This is a genomic window from Edaphobacter aggregans DSM 19364 (assembly GCF_000745965.1).
Taxonomy (GTDB): Bacteria; Acidobacteriota; Terriglobia; order Terriglobales; family Acidobacteriaceae; genus Edaphobacter; species Edaphobacter aggregans.
The window spans coordinates 1-22,781 of record NZ_JQKI01000047.1 but is presented as its reverse complement, the minus strand read 5'-3'; the positions used below and the strand labels follow the sequence as shown (position 1 = coordinate 22,781).

Sequence of the window (22,781 nt, the reverse complement as noted above, 5' to 3'; positions counted from 1 at the left end):
CCCCAACAACCTTACGAGAAGCGAAAGCTGCAAGTGCAGCAGACTCGCCGAACCTCTCACTGCCCCAAATGAGTCAGCATGTTCACTGTGCTGCCCCAAAAGGCCCAGCTGAAGTTCGCCGAATCACGGCGTTCCGAATCGGCGGCCAGGTCCCAAGGCCACATTGAGTGGTCCCGTTGCTGCATGCTCTTTGCAATGTTGCGCATCACGTAGGTTGCATCCACGTTTGCCTCTGTGGCATTGCAATTGCCCATATGCAGGTCATGACAAAGTATTGTCGAAAAGCCTGCACGCCACCTCCACCGTAGTCCCATAACTTCCTAACCAACACTGTCCAGTTCAAATCATTGGAGGAAAAATATGAAGTACGCCTATGCTTCGATCAGAAAGTTGATGGAGCGCAGTTCCGCACCAGTTCGTCATCTCTGGGCCCCTGCTCTTCTTGTCGCTCTTTTTCTTGTCGCCCACCCTGCAAGTCTCTTTGCGCAGGCACTCGGATGGGAAGGCGAAACGGGTGTCTTCGTCACGCCGACCGCATATACGATCCCCACTCCGGAACGCCGATTTGCGATCCCGGTTGCCTCTTATCACTATTTGAATGGAGGCAGTGTTCTCGGCACATTCAACCAGATGTCCATCACCAGCGGTTATGCGAATCGCATCGAGTTTGGCTACACACGAGACTTTCACGCCACTGGATCTGACCCGGCGCTCAGTCCTTTGTGGACGGATGGCTTCAACACGTTTCATGGAAAGGGCGTCCTCATCAAAGAAAATTCGTGGAAGAAGCCCTGGATGCCGGAGATTTCAACAGGTTTCATGGTCCGCACTCAGGTGCACAATGTAGGTGGCGCCATCACCCATAAAGATACCCACAACGAAGATGTGTATCTCATCGGATCAAAGATGATCACTCAACTCAAGCCGATGCCTGTCCTGATCAGCGCCGGCGTTCGCGGCACGAATGCGGAGTTATGGGGATTGGGCGGCAACACTCCGGATTTCACCGCCCGCGCCTTCGGCAATGTGGCCTTTGTCTTCCAGGGGCCAGCAAAAAGCACGGTCATCCTGGGCATGGAGGTTGCACAGCAACCCCGTCATCCCTCCGAACTACCGAATGCGACCATTCGCACAACCATGGTCTACGCGGCGCGCGTGTTGCCGAGTCCCAAGCTCAAGCTGAACCTGGACGTCGGCGTACTGGAAGGACCGGGAGTCATTGCGCCGGGAGTTGACCTCAAGGCCAAGTCCCGTCCGGCATTTGCCCTCTCCTACGCCTTCTGAATCGAAATCCGCCACATTAAGCGGCGGCCGGATTCGAGCCCTTTGACCGGGATCTCATGATGCAGGGAAAAAGCGCAGCCTCTTTCCCGGCCTTCCGAGCAAAGGCAATCGCCTGAGGTGAGCAGCATGTGCTTGGCAGTGCCAGGAAGAACCATAAGCATCCGTGAGAATGGGCATCCCACTCTTCGTCGGGGCAGAGTGGACTTCAGTGGTATCCGGAAAGATAATCTGCCTGGGTTTACACACCTGAGGCGTCTTCGAAGCATTGCGAGAGTTCGATTAACTCAATGAACTGAAAGAGAGTTCAACCCAGTGCGGACCAACTGACCCGACTATGAGTTTCGTTCACCAAACCTGCATATCTTTTGGGCGGACAAAAGCTCAGTTTCCCCACTGCGCTCCACCGGCTTGCCTTTTCCGGTCCTTTGTACTCGTGGTGCGATTCACAAGTCTGCTCGTCTGCTCACATATATTGGAAAATTCTGTTGTGAGCGTCGTTTTTATCGCTGGAAATGTTTTCCAACCTAGGAAGTGGCTTTCTATTTTTCGGTGGCCAACTATGCCACAGTCGGCGTTGAAAATGCTTTCTCTTCAGCCAATGTGGCGAGTGATGGGCCCGGTGGAAGGCGTTACAGGTGTGCTTATGTGCGGGCTCTCCGCAAGCTTCCTGTTGCAATTGTCACTCGGCTCGTTCAGTTACGAGAGCCGGAACTTAGTCGCCCCTCGGCGCTCGGCGTCCTCATTCCCGGAAGTGCGGAATCAGTCAACAAACTGTGAGGACCCGAATATTGCCGAATCTACCGTAGGCAGCTTCCGTAAGATTCGCGATCTTGCCTTGCGACAGACCGACGCCAAAAAAGCGTCAACAAACTGACAGTGTCAATGTAGGACGTCCGATTGCAGACTTATTTGCTGATACAGCACCCACTTACCACGAGTAAACCCCTGAATGAGAAAGAACGCTCTCCCAGCAGCTTGTTACGGTGTAAACGGGAACAGACCGAACCTGGGAATGAAAGTGAGCTGGCAGTCGGCCAGCGGAGTGCACGAGGGGGGGTATATGCTTTGGGGTCAAGAACGGAGATTTCGGTTAGGAGGTAGCTATGAAATTCCTGGTGCTATGGCACTTCGATCTGACACGCCTCGGGCCCGAGGTTGCCCGCGCCGTGATGCAGATGCCGGATTACGCCAAGAAGCTGGGGGACAAGCTGGAGTGTCGCTACCATGTCATCGGCAGTCACGGCGGAGCATGGATTTACAAGGTCACATCGAACGAAGAACTTGACCGGCTTCTGGCCATGTCGCCTGTGTACAACCATGTCACTTACAAAGTTCTCGCGCTAGCAGAGATGGAGGACCCGACGACGATCACGGGGAAGGTGAGTTAGTCTGGAAGGCATGCTCTGTGAGAGGAGCGTGCTGAGTTGGCAGGCGGATTGCTCCGATATCTGCAGAGCAGTTTTGGACAACGGCAAGGTTCGAGCATTCGTCGCTAAGTTTGGCTAGCTTGTCTGCTTGCAATCGCTAATGCGTGGAAATTTGGCGCGAATGAAGGAGAGTTTTGTGGGACACATGCATGGGCAGTCGCCGCAATCGCCGCAACCCATTCCGGGTGTTGATGCGGTTGTCGCTGTGGGCAGCGGAAAAGGCGGTGTGGGGAAGACCACACTATCAGTGAACCTCGCGCTTAGCCTGGCGAGACTCGGCCATAAGGTCGGGCTGCTGGATGCGGATGTGTACGGTCCGAATGTACCGCTGATGCTTGGGGCCAGTGCGACGCCAAAAATCATGGTTGACAACATGATCGAGCCTCCGGAGCGGTATGGGGTCAAGCTGATCTCCGCAGGATTCCTGAACCCGGGGGATAGCCCGCTGGTCTGGCGCGGGCCGATGTTGCACCAGATCATCGCCGAGTTTATACAACGGGTCCAATGGGGAAAGCTTGACTACCTGATTGTGGACCTGCCCCCGGGCACCGGTGATGTGGCGATCTCTCTGGTTCAAACAGTGCCGCTGACGGGCGCAGTTGTGGTTACGACTCCAAGTGACGTGTCGCTGCAGGATGGCCGCAAGGCGATCGAGATGTTCCGTCAAGTGAAGGTGGACATCATCGGGATCATAGAGAACATGGGCTCATTTCAGTGTCCGCATTGCCATCATGAGATCGACATCTTTTCAAAAGGCGGCGGGCAGAGGACGGCAGCACAATTCGGCGTGCCGTTCCTGGGATCGATTGAGCTCGATCCGGAGATCCGCAAGGGCGGGGACACGGGCAATCCGGTGGTACTCGCAGGCGAGGACTCGGACCATGCCAAGTCGCTGTATGCGTTCACACGCAAAGTGATAGAGCGCGTGGGAGACCTGAAGGCGACAAGCGAGACCGTGATTTCGATTGAGTAGCGTTGTCGCAGTCATTAGCCACTTTCGAAAATGCACAGAGGGCACACTGCACGACAACTTATTGGTGGGCCGCGAAGAAGGTCTATGGTTTTGTCGTGTCGAGTTTCTTGAAATGAGACCAAGTTTTTGCAGTCAGATTGGTGTTAGCGAGTCGACATCGTGACAACCTCCCGTCATTGTGGTCATTTGCTGTCACCTCAACGGCGCCATTACGAGGACACCCCCAATAGGATCGTGTTGCGAATCATCTCGTCACAGGCGAAACGGCCACCGCATACTGAATGGCAACACTCGTGCACTTATCTTGGTGAGGCCAATCCAAAAGGATGTCCAGTGCAATTCTTGTCGTTGACGACCACGCTCCCAATCGGGAGTTCATTCGTGAGGCCCTGGACGACTCTGTTTACGAAATCAGCGAAGCACAAACCGCTTCGGATGCTCTCGAACACCTCCGGCGTCAGGAGACCGACCTCGTCATCACCGATGTACGGATGCCAGGCATTTCCGGTGTTGAACTGCTCAAGCGACTGCACAATCAGCACCCGAACATTGTTGTAATTCTTGTAAGCGCATTCGCCACCGTCGCAAGCGCCGTCGAGGCGATGAAGTTGGGAGCGCATGATTATCTGACACGGCCCATTGAAATCGACGAACTCCGATTGGTCATCCAGCAGGCACTTGAATACCATCGCACTCGAATCGAGCGGAGACACTGCAGCAATACAGTGGGACAAAGACGTGGGTTCGAAAGCATCCTTGGGAATTCGAAAGCATTGATGGGCGTTTTGGAGCAAGCGACCAGAGCAGCGCGAACAAACTCCACGGTTCTCATCCAGGGCGAGACTGGAACGGGAAAGGAACTGCTTGCTCGCGGAATTCACGCCCTCAGTGCAAGGAGCATAAAGCCATTTGTCACGATCAACTGTGGCGCCATCCCAAAGGACTTGCTGGAATCTGAACTCTTCGGACACGTGAAGGGGGCCTTTACCGGGGCGTGCACGGACCGCAAAGGGCAGGTCGAAGCTGCAGATGGAGGGACATTATTTCTGGATGAGATCGGCGAAATGTCGCCGGAGTTGCAGGTCAAACTGCTGCGGTTCATCCAGAATGGCGAGATTCACAAGGTGGGGGCCGTGCGCAGCATAAAGGTCAACGTCAGGGTCTTAGCCGCAACCCACCGCGACCTTGCAGCGATGGTGCATGAGGGTAAGTTCCGCGAAGATCTTTATTACCGCCTCAACGTAATCCCTCTCAGGTTGCCCGGTCTGCGCGACCGCCGTGAAGACATTCCGGAACTCATGCGATTCTTCTTCGAGCACAGTTGCTCCAAACATGGATGCCCTGATTTGAGTTTAGGCCATGGAGTTCTCGAGCGCTTTTTGGCGTACCAATGGCCTGGCAATATTCGCGAATTGGAGAATATTGTCGAACGTATCGTCATTCTCACGTGTGGCAGTGAAGTTGGCATTACCGATCTACCTCAATTTCTGCAGCCTGACCCCAACCCTGTACAGGCCATCAGGCTCGATCTCCCACCGAACGGAATCTGCTTCGGCGGCCTCGAGAAAGAGGTGCTCCTTCGAGCCTTGGAACTATCCGACTGGAACCAGTCGATGGCTGCGCCTCTCCTTGGCATGAGCCGGAAGACACTCGCCTACCGTGTGCACAAATACAACCTGCTTAGACGTTGCGCCATCAGCCGGTACGCGGGCACTCGAATGGTGAGATGAGCAGCATGTAACCGCGATGGAGTCATGAAGGAAGACATTGCCAAATCGAGCTCGCTGGGGAGTAGGCCCGTTGCGAACAACCGCTACTGGAGACTGCTGGAGGCTGCCCCGGACGGAATCGTTGAGGTGGATGACTCAGGCCGGATCGTCCTCCTGAATTCCCAGGTAGAGAAGATGTTCGGCTACCGGCGAGAAGAACTCCTAGGCAAATCAGTGGAGATGCTGATGCCGGAACGCTTTCGAGGACGTCACCCTGCACACCGCGAACAGTACCGCGCCCACTCCGTGATTCGCCCGATGGGGTCCGGACTGGACTTACGTGCGGTCCGCGCGGATGGAACAGAATTCGCAGTGGACATCAACATCAGCCCCTTTGAAGGCGAGACCGGCGGGTCTGTCGTGTGTGCCATTCGTGATGTGACCGATCGCAGATTGGCGGAAGAAGAGATAAGAAATCTGAATCTCAGCCTTGAACAGCGCACGCGTGACCTGGCGGTGATCAATTCAGAACTGGAGGTTCGCAACCGGCAGGTCGAGAAGGCCGATCGGCTGAAGAGCAACTTTCTCACAACGATGAGCCACGAACTGCGAACGCCTCTGAACGCCATTGTGGGGTTCGCCGACCTTCTGGCGAGGCAGACCGCCGGTCCACTTACGCAGAAGCAGGAGCGCTTTGTGGGGAACGTGAAGGAGAGTTCTAGGCACCTCCTTTCCTTGGTTGATGACATTCTCGATATTTCAAAGATTGAAGCGGGGTGTCTGGACCTGAAATTTGAAAGCTTTTCCTTGAGTGTTGCGGTCGACGAGGTGCTTTCGACGCTTAGGCCGTTAGCCGCTGCAAAGGAGATTGACCTCACGACCGATCTTAGCGTCGACCTGACGCTCCATGCGGATCGCCTTCGCGTGAGGCAAGTGCTCTATAACCTGCTGAGCAACGCGATCAAATTCACTCCAGCGAAGGGCAGTGTTCGTCTGGTTTCAAGAGCGAATGGATCCGTTATTCATATCTCCGTGATCGATACAGGAATCGGTATACCGCCCGAAGAAAACGAGAAGATTTTTGAGGTCTTCCACCGGTATCTGACCCCCACACAGCACGTATGCGAAGGGACCGGACTCGGCCTCTCGATAACCAGGCTCCTTGTTGAACAGCATGGAGGCAAGATTTGGGTGGAGAGTGAGCCCGGTAAGGGAAGTCAATTCCATTTGACGATGCCTGGTAGCAGGGACCCGGTTCGATGACCATTCTTGTGGCTGACGACAACGCCTTCAGCCGTGAACTGATGAGAGAGGTGCTGGAACAATCGGGCCACGTCATTCTGGAAGCAGTTAACGGCCGCGATGCACTGGACCTGATTCACGGGGGCCTACCCGAGCTGGTGTTCCTGGATTTGCAGATGCCCCTGCAAGACGGGTTCGGAGTCATTCGGGAGTTGCGGAACGACAGCCGTTTCCGGAACCTGCCAGTCGTTGCCGTGACCGCCAGCGCCATGATCGGCGACCGCGAACGAGCGATTGCGGCCGGCTTTGATTCATATATTGCCAAGCCGATCGATTTGACCGAGGTCGAGGCGCATGTAGCAGCGCTGGCTTCGCGCCCTTACGTTGGCAACGATAACCGGCCTCACGAGTAATCGATGAAATTTCAATTGACCATTCTGGGGCAGTGCAGTGCGCTTATCGTCCGCAAATATCCCATCAGTTATGGCTACGAAATTGCACTTACCATCGGCATGATACAGCCGAATCGTGCCATGCTCCGGCGTCGTCCAGGAGCATGGCGATGACCGAGTTTTTGGAGGTCGTAACCAGCGACGAGCTGCGGCGCCGGCTTGGCACCTTTCCACGAGTGTCAGCGGAGCGGATCTCAATTGACAACGCCATCGGACGATACCTGGCGGAAGACGTTCTCTCTCCTGAGGATCTGCCGGAACGCCCCCGTTCCACAGTGGACGGATACGCGGTCAAGGCGAACGACACCTTCGGAGCATCCGATTCTCTGCCGGCGCTCCTGCGCGTCAGCGGCGCCGTCGAAATGGGCAAGCAACCAGAGATCGCGGTCGAGCCGGGCTCGGCGGTTCAGATTCCAACCGGCGGATTTCTGCCCGCCGGGGTGGACGCCGTGGTCATGGTGGAGTACACAGACCGCGTTGATTCATCACACATCGAAGTAGCGAAGCCGGTGACGCTTAGGGCAAACGTGCTTGACCAGGGCGAAGATGCACGGAAAGGCACGCCGGTTCTGCTATCCGGCAGGCGCGTCCGTGCGCAGGAGGTCGGATTCCTCGCAGCGTTGGGGATCAGGGAAGTATCGGTGTTTCGACATCTCCGGGTCGCCGTAATTTCAACCGGTGATGAGATCGTCCCAGTAGAGTGCAAACCCGGTCCCGGCCAGATTCGCGATGCTAACGGCCACTCCATCGCCGCCCTCGTGCGAGCGTGCGGAGCCGAGGGAACCCTCCTCCCCATCGTGCCGGACAATGAGTCGGCGCTGCGCCGCACAATCGAGTGCGCGCTGGAACATCACGACGTCGTGGTCCTCTCGGGCGGCAGCTCCGTCGGCATGCGTGACTTGGTTGTGGACGTCCTCTCGGCGCTCCCACGTATCGAAATTCTGGCCCATGGGATCGCGATCCGGCCAGGGAAACCTGCGTTGTTTGCCCGGCGCGACAACAAGGCTATCGTCGATCTGCCGGGGCATCCTGTGTCGGCGTTGATCGTCGCCCACGTATTCCTCGCGCCGCTACTCGAGTATCTGCAAGGCGGGCCGCTGAAAAAAGGGCCGCTGGGCACTCGGGTGACTGGCCGATTGGCAACTTCCATGCACTCCACGATAGGGCTCGAGGAGTACGTGCGGGTGAGACTCGTGCCCGACTCCGAGGGCCGATGCGACGTCCATCCCGTATTCGGCAAGTCGTCCATGTTGTCGACCATGGTGCGCGCGGATGGTTTGTTGGTTATTCCGTCGCAAGCGGAAGGCCTCAGCGCCGGTGAAGCCGTTGAAGTGGTTCTCATGTAGGTCGAAGTGGTCTTCATTTAGAAGGAGCGGATGAAACGGGAACAACGCACTTATCGCAGTTTGAAACCGGTAGCAGAAGCGCGGCAGATCTTTCTTTCACGATTCGCTGATCGGCCGCTGCCTACGGAAGTAATACCGGTGCGACAAGCCCTGGGGCGGCGTGCGGCAAAGGCCGTCATCGCAGCACGCTCCGTTCCTGCTTATCATGGCGCGGCAGTGGACGGGGTCGCCGTCAAGGCGGCGGACACGTTCGGCGCGCTTCCCGAGAGCGCAATTATGCTCGAGGCAGGCACTGGAGCCATCGCAGTGAACACAGGGGATCCGCTGCCGGCCGGTACGGACGCCGTCGTGATGGTCGAGATGATCGCCGAAGCCGGCAGGTATTTCGAAATCCGCGAGCCGGTGTACCCATGGCAGAACGTGAGGAAGGCCGGAGAAGACATCGTTCGCGGTGAAATCCTCATTCCCGCGCTTCACGTCTTGCGGCCATTCGATCAGAGCGCGGTGCTTGCCGCGGGGATCCTGGATATCGAGGCCGTGCGCCGCCCGCGCGTCCTCATCATCCCGACCGGAAACGAGATTATCCGGCCGGAAGATGCGCCCAACCCAATGCCACCGGGCGCAATCCTCGAGGTAAATGGACAGATGCTCGCATCAATGGCCGCCGAATGCGGAGGCGATGCGATCATCCACGAGATTGTCCCGGACAACGCGGACCGCATACGGGAAGCCGTGCAGTCGGAAGTCGGCGCGGGATACGATCTGCTGCTGATCATCGCCGGATCGTCCGCGGGCTCACGTGATCATACCCCGACGGTGCTCTCCGAGGCGGGTGAACTGTTGGTCCACGGCGTTATGCTGATGCCGGGCAAACCTACGCTATTGGCGGACGTTCGCGGAACCCCCTTAGTTGGAGTCCCGGGATTTCCAGTATCCGCCATGATCGCCTTCCGCGAATTCGTGCGGCCGCTGTTATATCAACTTCAGGGAGTGCAGGATCCCGGGCCGGAAAGCATCCCAGCAGTGCTCGGCCGGAAGATTCCTTCCAAACCCGGACAGGAGGAGCATGTCCGCGTGATTCTCGGAAAGGTGGGTGAACGGGTCGTTGCCGTCCCGGTCGGAGGCGGGGCCGGAGCCTTGATGTCCGTCGTGCGCTCGGGCGGCATTCTGCGCATCCCGCCGGAACTGAGCGGTTGTTCCGAAGGTGAGGTGCGTCGCATCGACCTGCTCGTGCGGCCCGAATCCATCGATCAGCGGCTCATCGCCATCGGCTCCCACGACCTCACAGTGGACCTTCTCCGCAGCCTCATCCAGGAAAAATCCGGAGGCCGAGTGACGATCTCTTCGACAAACGTCGGCAGCATGGGCGGGTTGCTCGCGGTGGACAAGCGCATCACCCACTTCGCCGGCTGCCATCTACTCGATCCCGAAACCGGCGAGTACAACACACCGTACATCGCACGTTTCGTGACGAATACGCCAGTCACCGTAATCACTGTCGTACACCGCTGGCAAGGATTGATGGTTCCGAAGGGAAATCCCAAACAAATCCATTCGATTCGTGATCTCGCTCGTCCAGATGTCACGTTCGTGAATCGGCAATCCGGTTCCGGAACGCGTGTATTGCTCGATTACGAGTTGTCCCAAGCGCAGATCGCTCCAGACGCGATCAACGGCTACCGCTCCGAAGAGTACACACACATGAACATCGCGATGGCGGTGGCATCGGGCGGCGCGGACACCGGCCTGGGTATCCTGGCCTCTGCCCGTGCGCTCGATCTGGATTTCATCCCGGTCACACGCGAGCGTTACGATTTCGTGATCCCCACAGAACTAATGGAAGGCGAGAACGTGCGGGTGCTGCTGGACCTGCTCCAGTCCGCCGCGTTCCGCCAACAGATATGCGCCATGGGCGGTTACGAAGTCGAAGAGACGGGAAAGGTCGTGATCTGAATGGCCCTGGCGCTTTCAGCCTAACGCGCGCGGAAGATCGTCTTTCGCACGCCACAAGGGAGACTACTCTGCGCTTTTGCTCTCCTTAACGAGAGGCCGGATCGATTCAGGAATGCGGCGGAAATCATCGCGGCTGACAAGCGCCGGAGAAATCGGTGCGGGGCCGTTCTCTCTTAGCAGATCAGTCCCAGTGCGACCCAACAGAAGCTGGAGGAATCGAACAGCGGCCTCGGGGTGGGGAGCCTTCTTCAGTATGCAGATTCCCCATGCCACTCGGCTAGCCGAGACTGCTACCGTCCGTGCGCTCCCGGGGGTTCCCAGTCCCGGCAGAACAATCGATGCGTGTTGCCCGTACCAGGTGTTCTTTGCAGCGTCAGACAGATTGATCTCATCAGGCAGGTTGACGTACCGTATGTCAGGATCTTTGCTCGCGCTCGCCTGGGCATTGTGTTCGTAAGTGAGCTGAAAATCGAATTGCTTGCCGAGAGCAGAGCCCGTATTACCCGGCCCGGGAATCATCAGGTGCTTGAGCAGGTTGTTGTAAAGGTTGGGCACATGGTAATACTCTTGTGCCAACTGGAAGATCATATCCGCCCGATATGCGCCCGGATCGAGAAAGGGGTGTCCTCCCCCGATGACAACTCCAGGCATGGCCAGGATCGAATACCATTCCGGGGCCGCATTGGGAATGGAATCCGGGGGATGGAACGGCTGACTAGCCGGTGCGACGATCGGGGGTAATTTCTTTTCACCGACACTATTTGCGGAATATGCAAGAACCATCTTGCCCTGGGCGAACACGATGTTGAAATCGGCATATCCGGCAGGCTTCAGAAACAGATCGATGTCCATGTAGTCCGCCGGCGCGTAAAGATCGGCCGGCTGGCCTCCTGCGGTGATCTGCCGGGCCGCATCCACACTGCCCATCGCCATGTCCTTGACCTGGATTCCCGTTTGACATGTAAACGCGGCCACAAGCGGTGTGAACGCGCGCGTCAGACTACCGGCCCGATAGATGATTAGCTGCTGGTTGGTCATTGGGACGCATCCTGTAGTTTGAGCGACGGCGGTCGGCGCCAAAAAGAGCATCAGAAGAATCGATCGAAGTCCGTATTCCCAGACGTGCAGCATGATTTTTCCCCGCATATGATTCGTTCCAAGCGACCCCACATCCACTCCGGCTAGAAATCGATTCGCACCGAGGCGTTCACCACAAACGGTTCGCCGAGGTGCCCCAGATAGCTGCCGGTGCTTTGTCCCGTGATGCTTCCCGGCCCCAACGTCGACCAGTAGTGCACGTTCGAGATATTATTCGCGGTGAACCGAAATGTGGTCACCTTTCCCACTAGTTCGGTCGTGTATCGCATACCGAGATCAAATACGTTGTATTGCGGCGTGTAAGTGCTATTTATGTCATCGATCGGGCGGCGTCCCACGTGCTGCCAGTCGAAATTCAGATAGACGCCGGCCAACGCCCGCAACCTGTATTCCGCCAAGATATTGGACTTGTAATCTGGTATCCCTACAAAATGTTTGTTGTTGGTGGCCGGAATACCCGTGTCAGTAAGTTTCGGGTTCAGGACTGTCAGTCCGCCCGTTAGCATAAGGCTTTGAAAGATCCTGCCTGAGAGCATCGCTTCCACGCCGTAGTTGCGCTGGGTGCCCGTAATCTCGAGTTGAACGCAATTGCTTGTTCCCGATTGTGTTCCACAGACCGGACTAACCACACCAACGACATAGTTTGCAAAGGGCCGGTCGATACGGAACAGAGCAGTTGAAAAATCGAGTCTGCGCACCTTTAATTTGTAGCCAATCTCTCCTTCCTTACTCCGGTAAGGAGGCAGCGCCTGGTTGGCGTTGACGACGATGGTGCTGCCGCTGTTTGCCGCAGCGACATCCGGCGGCTGAATGCTTTGGGCAAACGTTCCGTAAATGGTCATGCTGCTCCTGGGTTTAAACAGGATGCTCGCGGAGGGGCTGACGCCTTGGCTCACGTAGCCGCCAATCCAGGTCCGGACAAACTTGGTGGCCGCGTTGTCTGCATAACTATCGGTCCAGGTCCAGTCCTGGCTGGCGGCTAGCCGCACTAACCACTGTCTGGAAAGCGTGATCGTGTCGGCAAGGCTGAATCCCTGTTGGTGGATGACGCTGGACTCATAAACGGCCGTCGCTGGGGTGGTGCCGCCCGGAGGTGCCACGAAAACCAGAGGATGGGCGATGCTGGCCTGGCACACACCTTGCGGGGTGTTGGAGGTGCATAGCGCCGTCTTAGGAGGGCTGGTAACCAGTGAATAGGTCGCGAACCGGTAACCAGTGCTCCCGATCACCACATCGTGCAGGAGCGGGCCTGTCTTGAACCGGCCCGTCACGTATAACAAATCGCTGTATACGCGGAAGCGCGGGGCCAGCGAAGAGAAGGCATTGGCGTCATAACTTTTGTAATTCCCGTTGTTGTCGATGAGCTGGTTGACCGCCGTGGTGATGCCCCGATTCGAGAGCTGGTCCAAACCTCCGACCACAAGATGCCAAGTCGAGTTGAAGTCGTGCTTCACTCGCACCTCCCCGATATAGGACGTAAGGTCTACGCCTGAGAAGGACTGACCATACCCCCTGATGGTCGGATCGGGCGCCTGCTCCGCCAACAGAATACTTTTGGAGCCCGGCACGGAAGTCGGAGTCGTCGTCGGCGCGTAGGCGAACCAGCCCGGGTAACCGTATTGAAACAGGTTGTAATAACTGTAATTACCTTCGAAGACGGTGTGCGCCCACGGACGTACATCGACCGCCCCCGCAGCCAACTGGCGCCGGAGTTGACTCGCTGTGACGTACCCGCCCCCCTCGGCCACTACCAGATTCATGCGGTAGCCGAAGATCTTCTTCTTGCCGACGCGGTCGCCCAGGTCCATGTGAACGGTACCGACGCTATTGCTCTCATAGCCCAATTCGACTTCGTGTAAGGGCACTTCTGCAGGCCTTTTGGTGATGAAATTGAACGTGCCCGAAGGGTTGGCAGGACCATAAAGCGGGGCGCCCACGCCGCTGACGACCTCGATCTGCTCGTACTCCTCCATGGCGGAGGGCGTGGTGACCGCGAATCCCATTCCGTCCTTGCGGTCGTTCTGCATGTTGCTCCCCTGCATCCCGCGGGTTGCCGGGCGTATCACCTCCGGCCCCTGCATCTCCTGGAACGACACCAGCGGCAGATACTTGGCGGCTTCTTTGAAATTCCTCGACTGCGTATCGTCGATCAACTGACGCGAAATCACATTAACCGTGTACGGAAGGTTGACGATTGGGGTCGTTCCGAGCGGTCCGCCCGCACTCACGGCTTCCACGCGATAGGCGTTTTCGACGTCGGCCAAGACAGTGACATTCTCTAGGACCTCGGCCAAAACAAAATCGCAATCGAAACGCACGAGCTGGCTCGCCGCGACTTCGAGTTTGGGGCTCACGGCGTGCTTGAAACCTTTAGCGTCGACCTCAACAACATACGAACCTGGCTGGATCGATGGGAATGTGTACACGCCGTCGCCATCGGAAACGGTTGTAGCTTTCACTATCCCCTGCAAATCCTTGAGAACGACGTTCGCGCCGACTACCGCCGCCCGAGCCGGATCCCTGACGTCTCCGGTAATCTGACCAGTTTTCGGCACGACCTGTGCGACGCCAAACAGGGGCGACAACCACAGTGCGACAGCAAGAAACAGGAAGGTTCCGCGCCGATGGCGGGCTTGAAAGGTTATGGCAGCAGCGGAACTCAGGTTCCGGTCCATGTCAGACCTCGTTTTCGTACGGATTGTCAGAAGTGCTTCGTTGGAAATCTTTGGAACCAGGACCCTGACAGTCGCGAGAGGAACCGAAGCGATGGTGCGGAAAGGCTTGCGGTCCAGACCGAATTCGTTTGGAGTGCGAGCAAGGAACTCGAAATGCGTGGTGGGTCGTGTAAAACAGAATTGCAAATTACTTCACCGCCGAGTGTCAACTGTTATGTCAATTGTTTGGAGCGTGTTGAACGCGAACTTCTGGCCCGGGGGCGTGCATTGGGCAACAAGGAACGGTACTATGCCCAGTTTACGACAAATGGAAATATCCTTCGGAGCGTATTCGTCAACGACAAATAGAAATGTCTTATTGTTCGAAGCGTGTTTAACCTGTAATGTCATTATCGCCCGTAACGGGTCCGGTTTCGAAAGCAGGAAGGGCTCGTTTCTGTGTTCAGCGATCACTCAATCCTGGAATTTATGCGATCGGTCTGATGTTGAACGCGAACTTCTGGCCGGGGCGTGCATTCGGCGGCAAGGAACGGGACTATGCCCGGTTTACCGATGAGAATTCACACCCTTGTCTTGCTGTTGGCGTGCACCGCAAGTTTCGCCCCGGCGGCCCCGCGCCTGAAGCTATCGACCACGACTTCAACACAAGCTGCAGGCATTCTCGATGTGTTGCTGCCGCCCTTCGAGAAGAAGTGTAGTTGCCAGGTCGACGTCATCGCCGTGGGTACCGGTAAGGCACTTAAGTTAGGAGAATCTGGCGACGTCGACGTGGTTCTGGTGCATGCACGCGCTCTGGAAGACCGGTTCGTAGCCGCCGGGTTCGGCATCAACCGCCGCGACGTCATGTATAACGACTTTGTCATCATTGGGCCAGCGAACGACCCCGCCCACATCAGCGGCGCAAAGACGGCCGTCGAGGCATTCAAGCGAATCGCCGCCGCGCAGGCTCCATTCATCTCCCGTGGCGACGAATCGGGCACGCACGAAAAGGAGATGGAACTCTGGCGAGAGGCGGGCCTGAATCCCCAGGGCAGGTGGTACAGATCGGTGGGGCAAGGCATGGGCGAAACAATCATCATGGCCACGGAGGTACGTGGCTATGCCTTAACTGATCGTGCCACGTATGCGGCGTTTAAGCAGGGCAAGACTGACCTCAAGATTTTATTCCAGGGCGAAGCGCAGCTCTTCAATCCTTACTCTGTTATCGCGGTTAACCCGAAGAAATTCCCGTGGGTCCAATTCGACCTAACGATGATGTTCATCGATTTCATTACCGGTCCTGAGGGTCAACGGATGATAGCCGACTACCGAATAGGGAATGAGCCAGTCTTCTTCGTTTATGGCAGGAAATAGCGAATGGGCTTCATCGCTGAGTCGCTCCGGAAAGCCATCGTCCTGATCTTTTCTGGTTCGCCGGACGTTGTTTCCGCCGTCTGGACCTCGCTTGTTGTTGCCGCCATCTCCACTTTGCTGGCTTCACTATTGGGAATTCCGGCGGGCATATGCATCGGAGCCGGTGAATTCCCGTTGAAGCGGATGTCACTCGTATTGCTCAACACCCTCATGGCAATGCCTACCGTAGCGGCGGGACTGCTGGTCTACGGGCTCATCGGCCGGCGGGGAGTTCTGGGAAGCTGGAACTTGCTTTTCACCCCTGCCGGCATGATAGTAGGCCTGACGCTGCTGGCAATTCCAATCGTCGCTAACTACAGCTTGAGTTCGGTAAAAGGGGCTGATCCTCGAATTGTACCCACCGCCCTCACCTTAGGCGCGAGCTTGATACAGAGCCGGGTGCAACTTATGCGTGAAGTCCGTTTTGGCATATTAGCGGCGATCGTTGCAGGGTTCGGGCGAGTGATCTCCGAAGTAGGTGTGGCGATGATGCTCGGAGGAAACATTCGTGGCTATACCCGAACCATGACCACGGCTATCGCCCTGGAGACCAACAAGGGTGAATTTGCGTATGGCCTCGCGCTCGGCATCATTCTCATGGGAGTGGCGCTGGCCGTCAATGGGCTCTTGACCTTTCTGCAGGAGAAGCGGCGCTCGTGACCTCCGCTATTTACGAACTCACCGCGGTTCAGGTGCGATTCGGGTCGCGCCTCGCCCTGGATATCGACAGCCTCACCATTCGAAAGGGATACCTGCACGTTTTGATCGGACCTAACGGGTCCGGCAAGAGCACGTTGCTTAGCGTCATGGCCTCTTTGACAAAGCCCGATCACGGCCGCATCACGTTTTGCGGTTTGCCGCTGAACTGGAGCCCCAAACAACTGGGGCATTTGCGGAAGCAAGAGACGCTGCTTCATCAGGAGTCTTACCTGTTTTCCGGTACGGTGATGGCGAACGTAGGGTTAGGACTCAGGATGAGAGGCGTAGACCAGAAAGAGGTGCGCCGTTCCGTGAAGCACTTTCTTGCGCTGGTGGGGCTGGCGGGATTCGAGGAGAGAGACGCCCGCGCCTTATCTGGGGGCGAAGCGCGGCGAGTGGCGCTGGCCAGAGCGCTGGCGTGTCGGCCGCAGGTTCTGTTGCTCGATGAGCCGATGGCCCACGTCGATCAAAAAAGCGCTGAGATCATCGAAGAGCTCATTGCCTCGCAGTCCCGGGCTGGAACCACAATCGTAATGGCGAGTCACGATGAGCACGCTGGAGAAGGACTGTCGAGTTCCATGGTTCGGCTGAAGGAGGGCCGCATCGAAGCAAGCGATCACAGCTGATTGCCCGCTGTCGTTTTTCCCTAAACTAGTAGAAAGCTTTTATTCATTTCAAAAACACTTGCATGTTCCCATAACTAGGTGTTTTCTGCTTATCTGGTTGTTTCAGCAGAGCCCAATCGGTTGTGGTTCTGGCTGTTCCGAGCGATATAGGACGGTCAGAGCCGCCCCGAATCTGCATGTAGGGCACGGGTCTACGTGCGGCTCCGAGACCGAGCAGGGTTTGAAAAGCGGCCATAGTGTCTGGCGGCGATTGTGACGGAAAACAAACTCATCCAGGTAAACCTGGAGTTGCTCGCGACTCACGCCGTGATAGGTCCCGATCAACCACTGTTGCAGGTTCCCAATGGATCGATCGGCCAGTGGCACCACCGATTTCGAGCCTTTGCGAAGGTCGCCTTGCAGGGGCTAACTCGCTGAAGTTCCGGTAAGGAATTCGAGCGGTTCCCAATTCAAATGGAAGTGCGTTGATCCAGTTTTGCTTCTGGGCGAACTGGTAGAACTGACAGATTACTGACAGTTTGTGATTGATTGTGCTGCGTTTGAGCGGACGACCTGTTTGAAACTTGCCTCCGAGGCGAGAATATTTCGATAGGTTGCGATGTTCAGCTCAGTGACATTGCGCCATCCAAGACCGACGTTCTCACAGAAGCTCAACCAATCGGCCAACTGATATGCGTAGCTCCGCCATGTTTTCGGGGATCTGGTCGTGCCACTGACGATGCTCATCCTTGTCAGAAAGGCATTCAGCTCCAGTTCCCATCGCATCTCTGAATCGAGCAGAAAAGGCCGCCCATCTTCATCAAAGAACAGATGCATATGAACCTCAGACGAAGTTGATCTGATTTTGCATGACACTCACTAGAGTGTGAGAAGATCCCGCCTTTGAATAAGAAATTGCAGAGAAAAAAGCAAAGTCTAATACATTGCTGGGCAGGGGAAGGGGGAAACAGCCCCCCTTCCCCTGCATCCCATCCCCCGAAACTACTAGAGGCGGAATGGAGTCATGCATACGACGGGAATCGCTTAGATAACGGCAAGAGCCGTTCATCAACCAGACCCTGGCGTCGAGCGCACTGGCCATGCTGGCGCGGCTCTTCCGCTATGGAAAGCTGAACCATCACGGAGCCTTCTTCAACTGAGCAAAGCACAGCTTAGTGCGGTCGATGAGATTTTCCTGAGCCGGGAAAAGATAGTGGGTCTGGATGGCGTTGCTGGTGCGGGTAAGACTACGACACTGCCTGTGATCCGTGAAGGCGCAGAGGCACAGGGATACATGGTCGAAGGATTTGCGCCGACATCCCGCGCTGCGCAGAGACTATCCGAAGCTGGTATGAGGGCTTCAACCCTCCAGCGTCACCTTGCCAGAGGAGAGCAGCCGGACACAGGAGAGAAGAGACTCTATGTACTAGACGAATCATCACTGGCCTCCTCACGCCAGATGCACGAGTTTGTGATGCGCCTTCATCGGAACGACCGCGTTCTGCTGGTCGGAGATACCCGTCAGCACGAGGGCATCGAAGCAGGCCGTCCCTTCGCGCAGCTTCAGGAGGCAGGTATGCGCACCGTGAAGCTGAATGAGATTCTTCGCCAGCGTGATCCGGAGTTAAAACAGGCCGTCGAGCAATTAGCGCGTGGGCAGGTGGGAGCCGCAGTCGAAAGTCTTGACCAACAGGGCCGTGTGCATGAGGTGAAGGAGCGCGGGAATCGCAATTGCAGCGACTGCGCGCGAATATGCCTCGTCGCCAGAAAGTACGCTGGTTGTTTCGCTGGATAACCGTTCGCCTATCGAGATCAACAGGCAGATTCATAAGGAGCTGCAATCGCGCGGCAAAGTGGACAGGCAAGAACATTCTATGCGGGTGCTTGTGCCGCGTCAGGAGATGACCGGGGCGGACCGCAGTTGGGCGCAGCAGTATCAGATCGACGACATCCTGCGCTATTCACGGGCATCGAAGGAGACCGGCATTGGAAAAGGCGAATACGGTCGCGTGATCGCCGTCCATGCCCAGGAAAAAACGCTGACTGTTCAGCGAGCAACTGGAGAGCAGACAACATACGATCCGCGCCGCCAGATGGGTGTCTCCGTATACCGCGAGCAGGAGAAGGCGTTTTCCATCGGCGACCGTATCCAATTCACCGCGCCGAATCAGGAGTTGAAGACCGCGAATCGTGAGTTGGGAAGAGTGGAGAACATCGCACAGGATGGCACGATGCGATTGAAGCTGGATAGCGGACGTAGCGTGGATTTCGCTCCACAGCACTTTCCTCATCTAGACCACGGTTATGCCGTCACCAGCTATTCCAGCCAGGGACAGACTGCCGAGCGTGTGTTGATTCATGTGGACACCGAGCTTGGCGCAAAGGATCTGGTGAATCACCGTATGGCCTATGTCTCAGTTTCGCGCGGCCAGTGGGACGCACAGATTTTCACGAATGACAGGGAAAAGCTGTCACAGGCCCTCAGCCATGATGTTTCGCACCAGAGCGCCTACAAGCCGGAACAGACGATAGCTTCCATGCATCAGAAGATCGCTGCATCGGCAGCGCACGGACTGGAGCAGGGCACTGGTTTAGGGCTGGGGATGTGAGCAGAACGGAATCTCTACTGAAGGAGCACATACGATGCAGGCAAGCAACAGCGCGCACAAGAAGCCACCGGCACGAGTCACCGTTGCGCCCGAGGCGAAACTGCTGGCAAGCCGCGAAGAGGCGGCCCAGCTTCTTTCCATCGGCCAGCGCGGTTTGGATTACCTGATAGCGAACCGGCGATTGCCGACCAGAAGGATTGGTGGAAGAGTTCTGATTCCGGTGGCTGACCTGCGTAAGTACGCGCGCTGCGATCACCCCGACCGTATTGTCGTGTAACAGTCTCTATGCGGACTCCCAGGCGACCAGTCGACGAGGCGACGTTGCTATACGAGTGCTTCGAGCCCGTGCTTCTCAACCACGGACAGAAGCTTGAGCGCCATTCCGCTCGGCTGCTTCGCTCCAGTTTCCCACTTTTCAATCGTTGACTCGCTGGTATTCAGGTAACGGGCGAAGACCGGTTGACTGACACGAAGGCGCATCCGCAGCTTCTTGATTTGGTCGGGCTTCAACGTTGGCGGCGCTGTAAGGCAAGATTCATCGAAACGCCGCATTGTGGTTTTGTCAATCGCTCCTACCTTGTACAAGGCGGTAGCGGAAGAATGGATAGCCTCAAAGGCATCGCTCTTGAATCTACGCTTGGTTGCCATTGCAAATCTCCATCCAGTCCTGATCTTGCAGAAGTCGGTTCACCTGATGAGCCGTGAGGCCACCGTAGGCTTTTGCCAGCTTGCGAAACTCGACCAGCTCATCGTCGTCAATGTTCGCCCGATCCTGTTTCGCGAACAAATACTCATAGACCCAGAACGTCCCAGCCCTTGCAAGAATGATGGAACGGTACTGATTTCTTCCGGAGGCGCTTCTTGTAGAGGCCACCACCGAGGTCGTCCGCTTGTCCAAGCGCAACTTGCAAGATCGCGGAACAAAGCTCCTCATCCGTGATGTGCGCTTTCCGTGCTGCCTTAGCAAACCATGCTGTTTTGAACGTCCTCATGGTTTTCTCAGCAGGTTCGCCATAAATCATATTGTAGCACTAGGTGCAACCGTTTGCGCCCTGGAGGTGTCAATCCCAGTTGCGCAGCGGAGGTCACGGTTTCCTCATTCATCACAGCCGGGCCAACTCAATTTCGCGACGCTGTGGCGCGTGGCGCAGCTAAACCGCCGTTGCCAGCTTTCGCGCTGCGCCCCGTGCGTTTGATTTTGGTTTTGCTTCGTCCTGTACGGCTGCGGCCTGCCATAGGGGGCACGACAATGCTTGTTTGAAGGTGCAGGCGTCGGCATAGGTTTTCAGGAAATGTTTGAACTCCATCAGCAGTTTTCAGAGGAAGCACAGCAGAAGACGCTCCACTATGTTCACGAATTGGAATCGAGGCTTTCTGGACTTCCCAGTGAGCTCGAAGCCGGCCTTGATCCGGAGCAGATTGCAAGGTTGCTAGGTGAGAGCCTGCGCCAGCATTTCCTCAACTCTGGCATGCCGGACACCGTCAAAGGTCTGCAAGCAACCAGCATGGCGATGACAACCGCACAGAAGGAACTCTCGACCGCTCTGCGCCATCTGTCGGATTCGCATGGCGGCGTTGTCGCCCAAGTGCAGTATGCCAACAACCGACTGGAGTATTCCCTTGAGAGTCGGGCAAAGACAATAGACGCGCTTCTACATGAATGGAAGAGTGACCTGCTGCGCATCTGGATTCCGATGATAGTGGGGGCTGCGATGTTGATCGGGCTATTTGGTGGCATTGAGATTCAGGGCTGCCGGGATTCGGCCCCCGGAGTGGCGGCAATGCCGACGCAAAGCGCGCCGCCGTCTGTTCCAAATCCAGAACCACAGGCGAGTGACATTCCGGATCGGAGTGTAAAGCCACGACGCGAGAGCCGAGAAAAGGCAAAAAACGACGCTCAGCATGAGCGATAGAGGGGCCAGCTATCGCTCATAGGACCCTCAGCCCACCGTCTCAGTGCCGAGCTCTTGGATGAGCCTTGTTGTCTGGATATGAAGTGACATTTCGTAAGTGACAACTTACGAACTGCATTTGAGAGCGAAAGGGATCGCCAAACGATGGAGCGTGAGCGATAGGAATAACCTATATCGATCATAAATCAATGTATAATGAGCGATAGAAATACCGGCTATCGCTCATGACATGGAATTGGCAACAACCGGATTGGCCCAATTTCAAGTGGGACCGCTTGCGGATATCCGCTACGGAAGAGCGGTTCCTCCTTGGCGCGGGCGTTGCCATCGGTACAGTCAAGCATCTGGGCGAAGACGAACGCAATCAACTCCTCGTGGAAATGATGAGCGGGGAGGCAGTGACCACATCGGCCATTGAGGGCGAAGTCCTCAATCGGGCCAGTGTGCAGTCATCCATACTGCGTCAGCTCGGACTGGCGTCTCCCGATAAACGACGCGTCACGCCCGCAGAACAGGGCATTGCCGAAATCATGGTCGATCTCTATCGGTCGTTTTCACAGCCTCTTTCCGAAGAAATGCTGTTTCGTTGGCACCGGATGGTGACTTCTGGCAGGAGAGACCTCGCCGACATCGGAAGATACCGCACAAGCAAAGAGCCGATGCAGGTCGTATCCGGTCCAATCGGCGCTCCGACGGTACATTTCGAGGCTCCTCCCTCGAAACAAGTCCCGACCGAGATGAAGCGGCTCGTTTCATGGTTCAATCGCACCGCACCGGGCAGCAAGGAACCGTTGCCGGCGATCACGCGCGCAGGTACGGCCCATCTGTTTTTCGAGTCGATCCATCCTTTTGAGGACGGAAACGGGCGGATCGGACGCGCTATCGCCGAGAAAGCGATGACGCAGAGCTTCGGCCAACCGGCGCTCGTCTCTTTGGCGACGACAATCCTGGCGCACCAAAAGAGCTATTACGAGGCCCTTGAAAGAGCTAACCGGCGGAATGACATCACGCAATGGCTGGTTTGGTTCGCTGAAATCGCATCGGAAGCGCAGCGCAGGAGCATCGCGCAGGTGGAATTTATCATCGCCAAGGCAAAGTTGCTCGACCGGCTGCGCGGCCAGATCAATGAGAGACAGCAGAAGGCGCTCCTTCGTGTGTTCCGTGAGGGTCCAGAAGGATTCAAGGGCGGCTTGAGTGCAGGCAACTACGGCACAATTACTGGAGCCTCCCCCGCGACAACGACCCGCGATTTGGCTGATCTGGTGGAGAAGGGGGCGCTCATCCGCACAGGCGAGCGCAAGCACGCACGCTATGCGTTGAACCTGACCACGGGTATAAACTAGCAAGGGAATACACTAGCTTTTCACTGGCGCAACTGTAACCCGCAGCGCGGTGAGTTATCCG

At 56.6% G+C, this 22,781-nt stretch carries 20 protein-coding genes and 2 pseudogenes; 16 read left to right on the top strand and 6 right to left on the bottom strand.

Going from position 1 to position 22,781, the window contains the following annotated elements; all coding sequences use genetic code 11:
• Nucleotides 1–360 precede the first annotated feature (360 nt).
• The 8 genes from Q363_RS17745 (at nt 361) to Q363_RS17705 (ending at nt 10,386) form a co-directional block, all read left to right on the top strand.
• Complete coding sequence (locus Q363_RS17745; RefSeq protein ID WP_035352743.1) at nt 361–1,284, top strand: DUF3034 family protein; 924 nt, start codon at nt 361–363, stop codon at nt 1,282–1,284.
• A gap of 1,103 nt (nt 1,285–2,387) precedes the next feature.
• Entirely contained in the window at nt 2,388–2,672 is a 285-nt protein-coding gene (locus tag Q363_RS17735) for a hypothetical protein (protein WP_035352737.1), read from the top strand.
• 160 nt (nt 2,673–2,832) lie between these two features.
• Nucleotides 2,833–3,684, top strand: coding sequence for an Mrp/NBP35 family ATP-binding protein (locus Q363_RS17730; RefSeq protein ID WP_211256234.1), 852 nt, complete (start codon nt 2,833–2,835; stop codon nt 3,682–3,684).
• Nucleotides 3,685–4,010: 326 nt separating this feature from the next.
• Nucleotides 4,011–5,414, top strand: a complete 1,404-nt coding sequence (locus tag Q363_RS17725) for a sigma-54-dependent transcriptional regulator (protein WP_035352734.1) — start codon at nt 4,011–4,013, stop codon at nt 5,412–5,414.
• A 24-nt stretch (nt 5,415–5,438) separates the two neighbouring features.
• Nucleotides 5,439–6,656: a PAS domain-containing sensor histidine kinase gene (locus Q363_RS17720; protein ID WP_051978935.1), complete on the top strand. Its 1,218-nt coding sequence runs from the start codon at nt 5,439–5,441 to the stop codon at nt 6,654–6,656.
• Nucleotides 6,653–7,048: a response regulator gene (locus Q363_RS17715; RefSeq protein WP_051978934.1), complete on the top strand. Its 396-nt coding sequence runs from the start codon at nt 6,653–6,655 to the stop codon at nt 7,046–7,048. The genes Q363_RS17720 and Q363_RS17715 overlap by 4 nt, the downstream gene beginning before the upstream one ends.
• Before the next feature lie 149 nt (nt 7,049–7,197).
• Nucleotides 7,198–8,433 (top strand): molybdopterin molybdotransferase MoeA, encoded by a 1,236-nt coding sequence (locus tag Q363_RS17710; protein WP_035352797.1) that lies wholly within the window; start codon nt 7,198–7,200, stop codon nt 8,431–8,433.
• Between the two features lie 30 nt (nt 8,434–8,463).
• Nucleotides 8,464–10,386, top strand: coding sequence for a molybdopterin biosynthesis protein (locus tag Q363_RS17705; protein ID WP_035352731.1), 1,923 nt, complete (start codon nt 8,464–8,466; stop codon nt 10,384–10,386).
• A gap of 63 nt (nt 10,387–10,449) precedes the next feature.
• Here the strand turns inward: Q363_RS17705 and Q363_RS17700 are convergent, their stop codons facing one another.
• Both Q363_RS17700 and Q363_RS17695 read right to left on the bottom strand, forming a co-directional pair.
• Entirely contained in the window at nt 10,450–11,517 is a 1,068-nt protein-coding gene (locus Q363_RS17700; protein WP_169747030.1) for a substrate-binding domain-containing protein, read from the bottom strand.
• A 50-nt stretch (nt 11,518–11,567) separates the two neighbouring features.
• On the bottom strand, nt 11,568–14,159 hold the full coding sequence (locus tag Q363_RS17695) for a TonB-dependent receptor (protein WP_035352794.1): 2,592 nt from the start codon (nt 14,157–14,159) through the stop codon (nt 11,568–11,570).
• Between the two features lie 537 nt (nt 14,160–14,696).
• Between Q363_RS17695 and Q363_RS17685 the strand changes: the two genes are divergently transcribed.
• From Q363_RS17685 to Q363_RS17675, 3 genes are read left to right on the top strand one after another with little or no spacing between them, the layout of a single operon-like run.
• Entirely contained in the window at nt 14,697–15,512 is an 816-nt protein-coding gene (locus Q363_RS17685) for an ABC transporter substrate-binding protein (protein ID WP_035352723.1), read from the top strand.
• 3 nt (nt 15,513–15,515) lie between these two features.
• Nucleotides 15,516–16,211: an ABC transporter permease gene (locus Q363_RS17680; protein ID WP_035352720.1), complete on the top strand. Its 696-nt coding sequence runs from the start codon at nt 15,516–15,518 to the stop codon at nt 16,209–16,211.
• A complete protein-coding gene (locus Q363_RS17675) occupies nt 16,208–16,876 on the top strand; it encodes an ATP-binding cassette domain-containing protein (protein WP_035352718.1) in 669 nt (222 codons plus the stop codon). The genes Q363_RS17680 and Q363_RS17675 overlap by 4 nt, the downstream gene beginning before the upstream one ends.
• A 154-nt stretch (nt 16,877–17,030) precedes the next feature.
• Here the strand turns inward: Q363_RS17675 and Q363_RS46410 are convergent.
• Nucleotides 17,031–17,281 (bottom strand): annotated as a pseudogene (locus tag Q363_RS46410) (transposase); the annotation flags it as partial.
• 102 nt (nt 17,282–17,383) lie between these two features.
• Nucleotides 17,384–17,692, bottom strand: a complete 309-nt coding sequence (locus Q363_RS17670; protein ID WP_035352716.1) for a hypothetical protein — start codon at nt 17,690–17,692, stop codon at nt 17,384–17,386.
• A gap of 376 nt (nt 17,693–18,068) precedes the next feature.
• Between Q363_RS17670 and Q363_RS44250 the strand changes: the two genes are divergently transcribed.
• The 3 genes from Q363_RS44250 (at nt 18,069) to Q363_RS17660 (ending at nt 19,741) form a co-directional block, all read left to right on the top strand.
• Nucleotides 18,069–18,650 (top strand): AAA family ATPase, encoded by a 582-nt coding sequence (locus tag Q363_RS44250; protein ID WP_051978931.1) that lies wholly within the window; start codon nt 18,069–18,071, stop codon nt 18,648–18,650.
• 79 nt (nt 18,651–18,729) lie between these two features.
• Nucleotides 18,730–19,464 carry a conjugative transfer relaxase/helicase family protein gene (locus tag Q363_RS44245; RefSeq protein WP_051978930.1) on the top strand — a complete coding sequence of 245 codons (735 nt, stop codon included), beginning with the start codon at nt 18,730–18,732 and terminating at the stop codon, nt 19,462–19,464.
• 34 nt (nt 19,465–19,498) lie between these two features.
• Complete coding sequence (locus Q363_RS17660) at nt 19,499–19,741, top strand: helix-turn-helix domain-containing protein (RefSeq protein ID WP_035352713.1); 243 nt, start codon at nt 19,499–19,501, stop codon at nt 19,739–19,741.
• Between the two features lie 47 nt (nt 19,742–19,788).
• On the opposite strand, the gene Q363_RS17655 is transcribed toward Q363_RS17660, so the two are convergent.
• Together Q363_RS17655 and Q363_RS42880 are read right to left on the bottom strand one after the other, a co-directional pair.
• Nucleotides 19,789–20,112 (bottom strand): helix-turn-helix domain-containing protein, encoded by a 324-nt coding sequence (locus tag Q363_RS17655; protein ID WP_035352711.1) that lies wholly within the window; start codon nt 20,110–20,112, stop codon nt 19,789–19,791.
• A pseudogene (locus Q363_RS42880) lies at nt 20,096–20,456 on the bottom strand (type II toxin-antitoxin system RelE/ParE family toxin). The gene Q363_RS17655 and the pseudogene Q363_RS42880 overlap by 17 nt, the downstream one beginning before the upstream one ends.
• Before the next feature lie 261 nt (nt 20,457–20,717).
• Between Q363_RS42880 and Q363_RS17645 the strand changes: the two are divergent.
• Together Q363_RS17645 and Q363_RS17640 are read left to right on the top strand one after the other, a co-directional pair.
• Nucleotides 20,718–21,377 carry a hypothetical protein gene (locus Q363_RS17645; RefSeq protein WP_157467091.1) on the top strand — a complete coding sequence of 220 codons (660 nt, stop codon included), beginning with the start codon at nt 20,718–20,720 and terminating at the stop codon, nt 21,375–21,377.
• Nucleotides 21,378–21,601: 224 nt separating this feature from the next.
• A complete protein-coding gene (locus Q363_RS17640) occupies nt 21,602–22,720 on the top strand; it encodes a Fic family protein (RefSeq protein WP_035352705.1) in 1,119 nt (372 codons plus the stop codon).
• Nucleotides 22,721–22,781 lie beyond the last annotated feature (61 nt).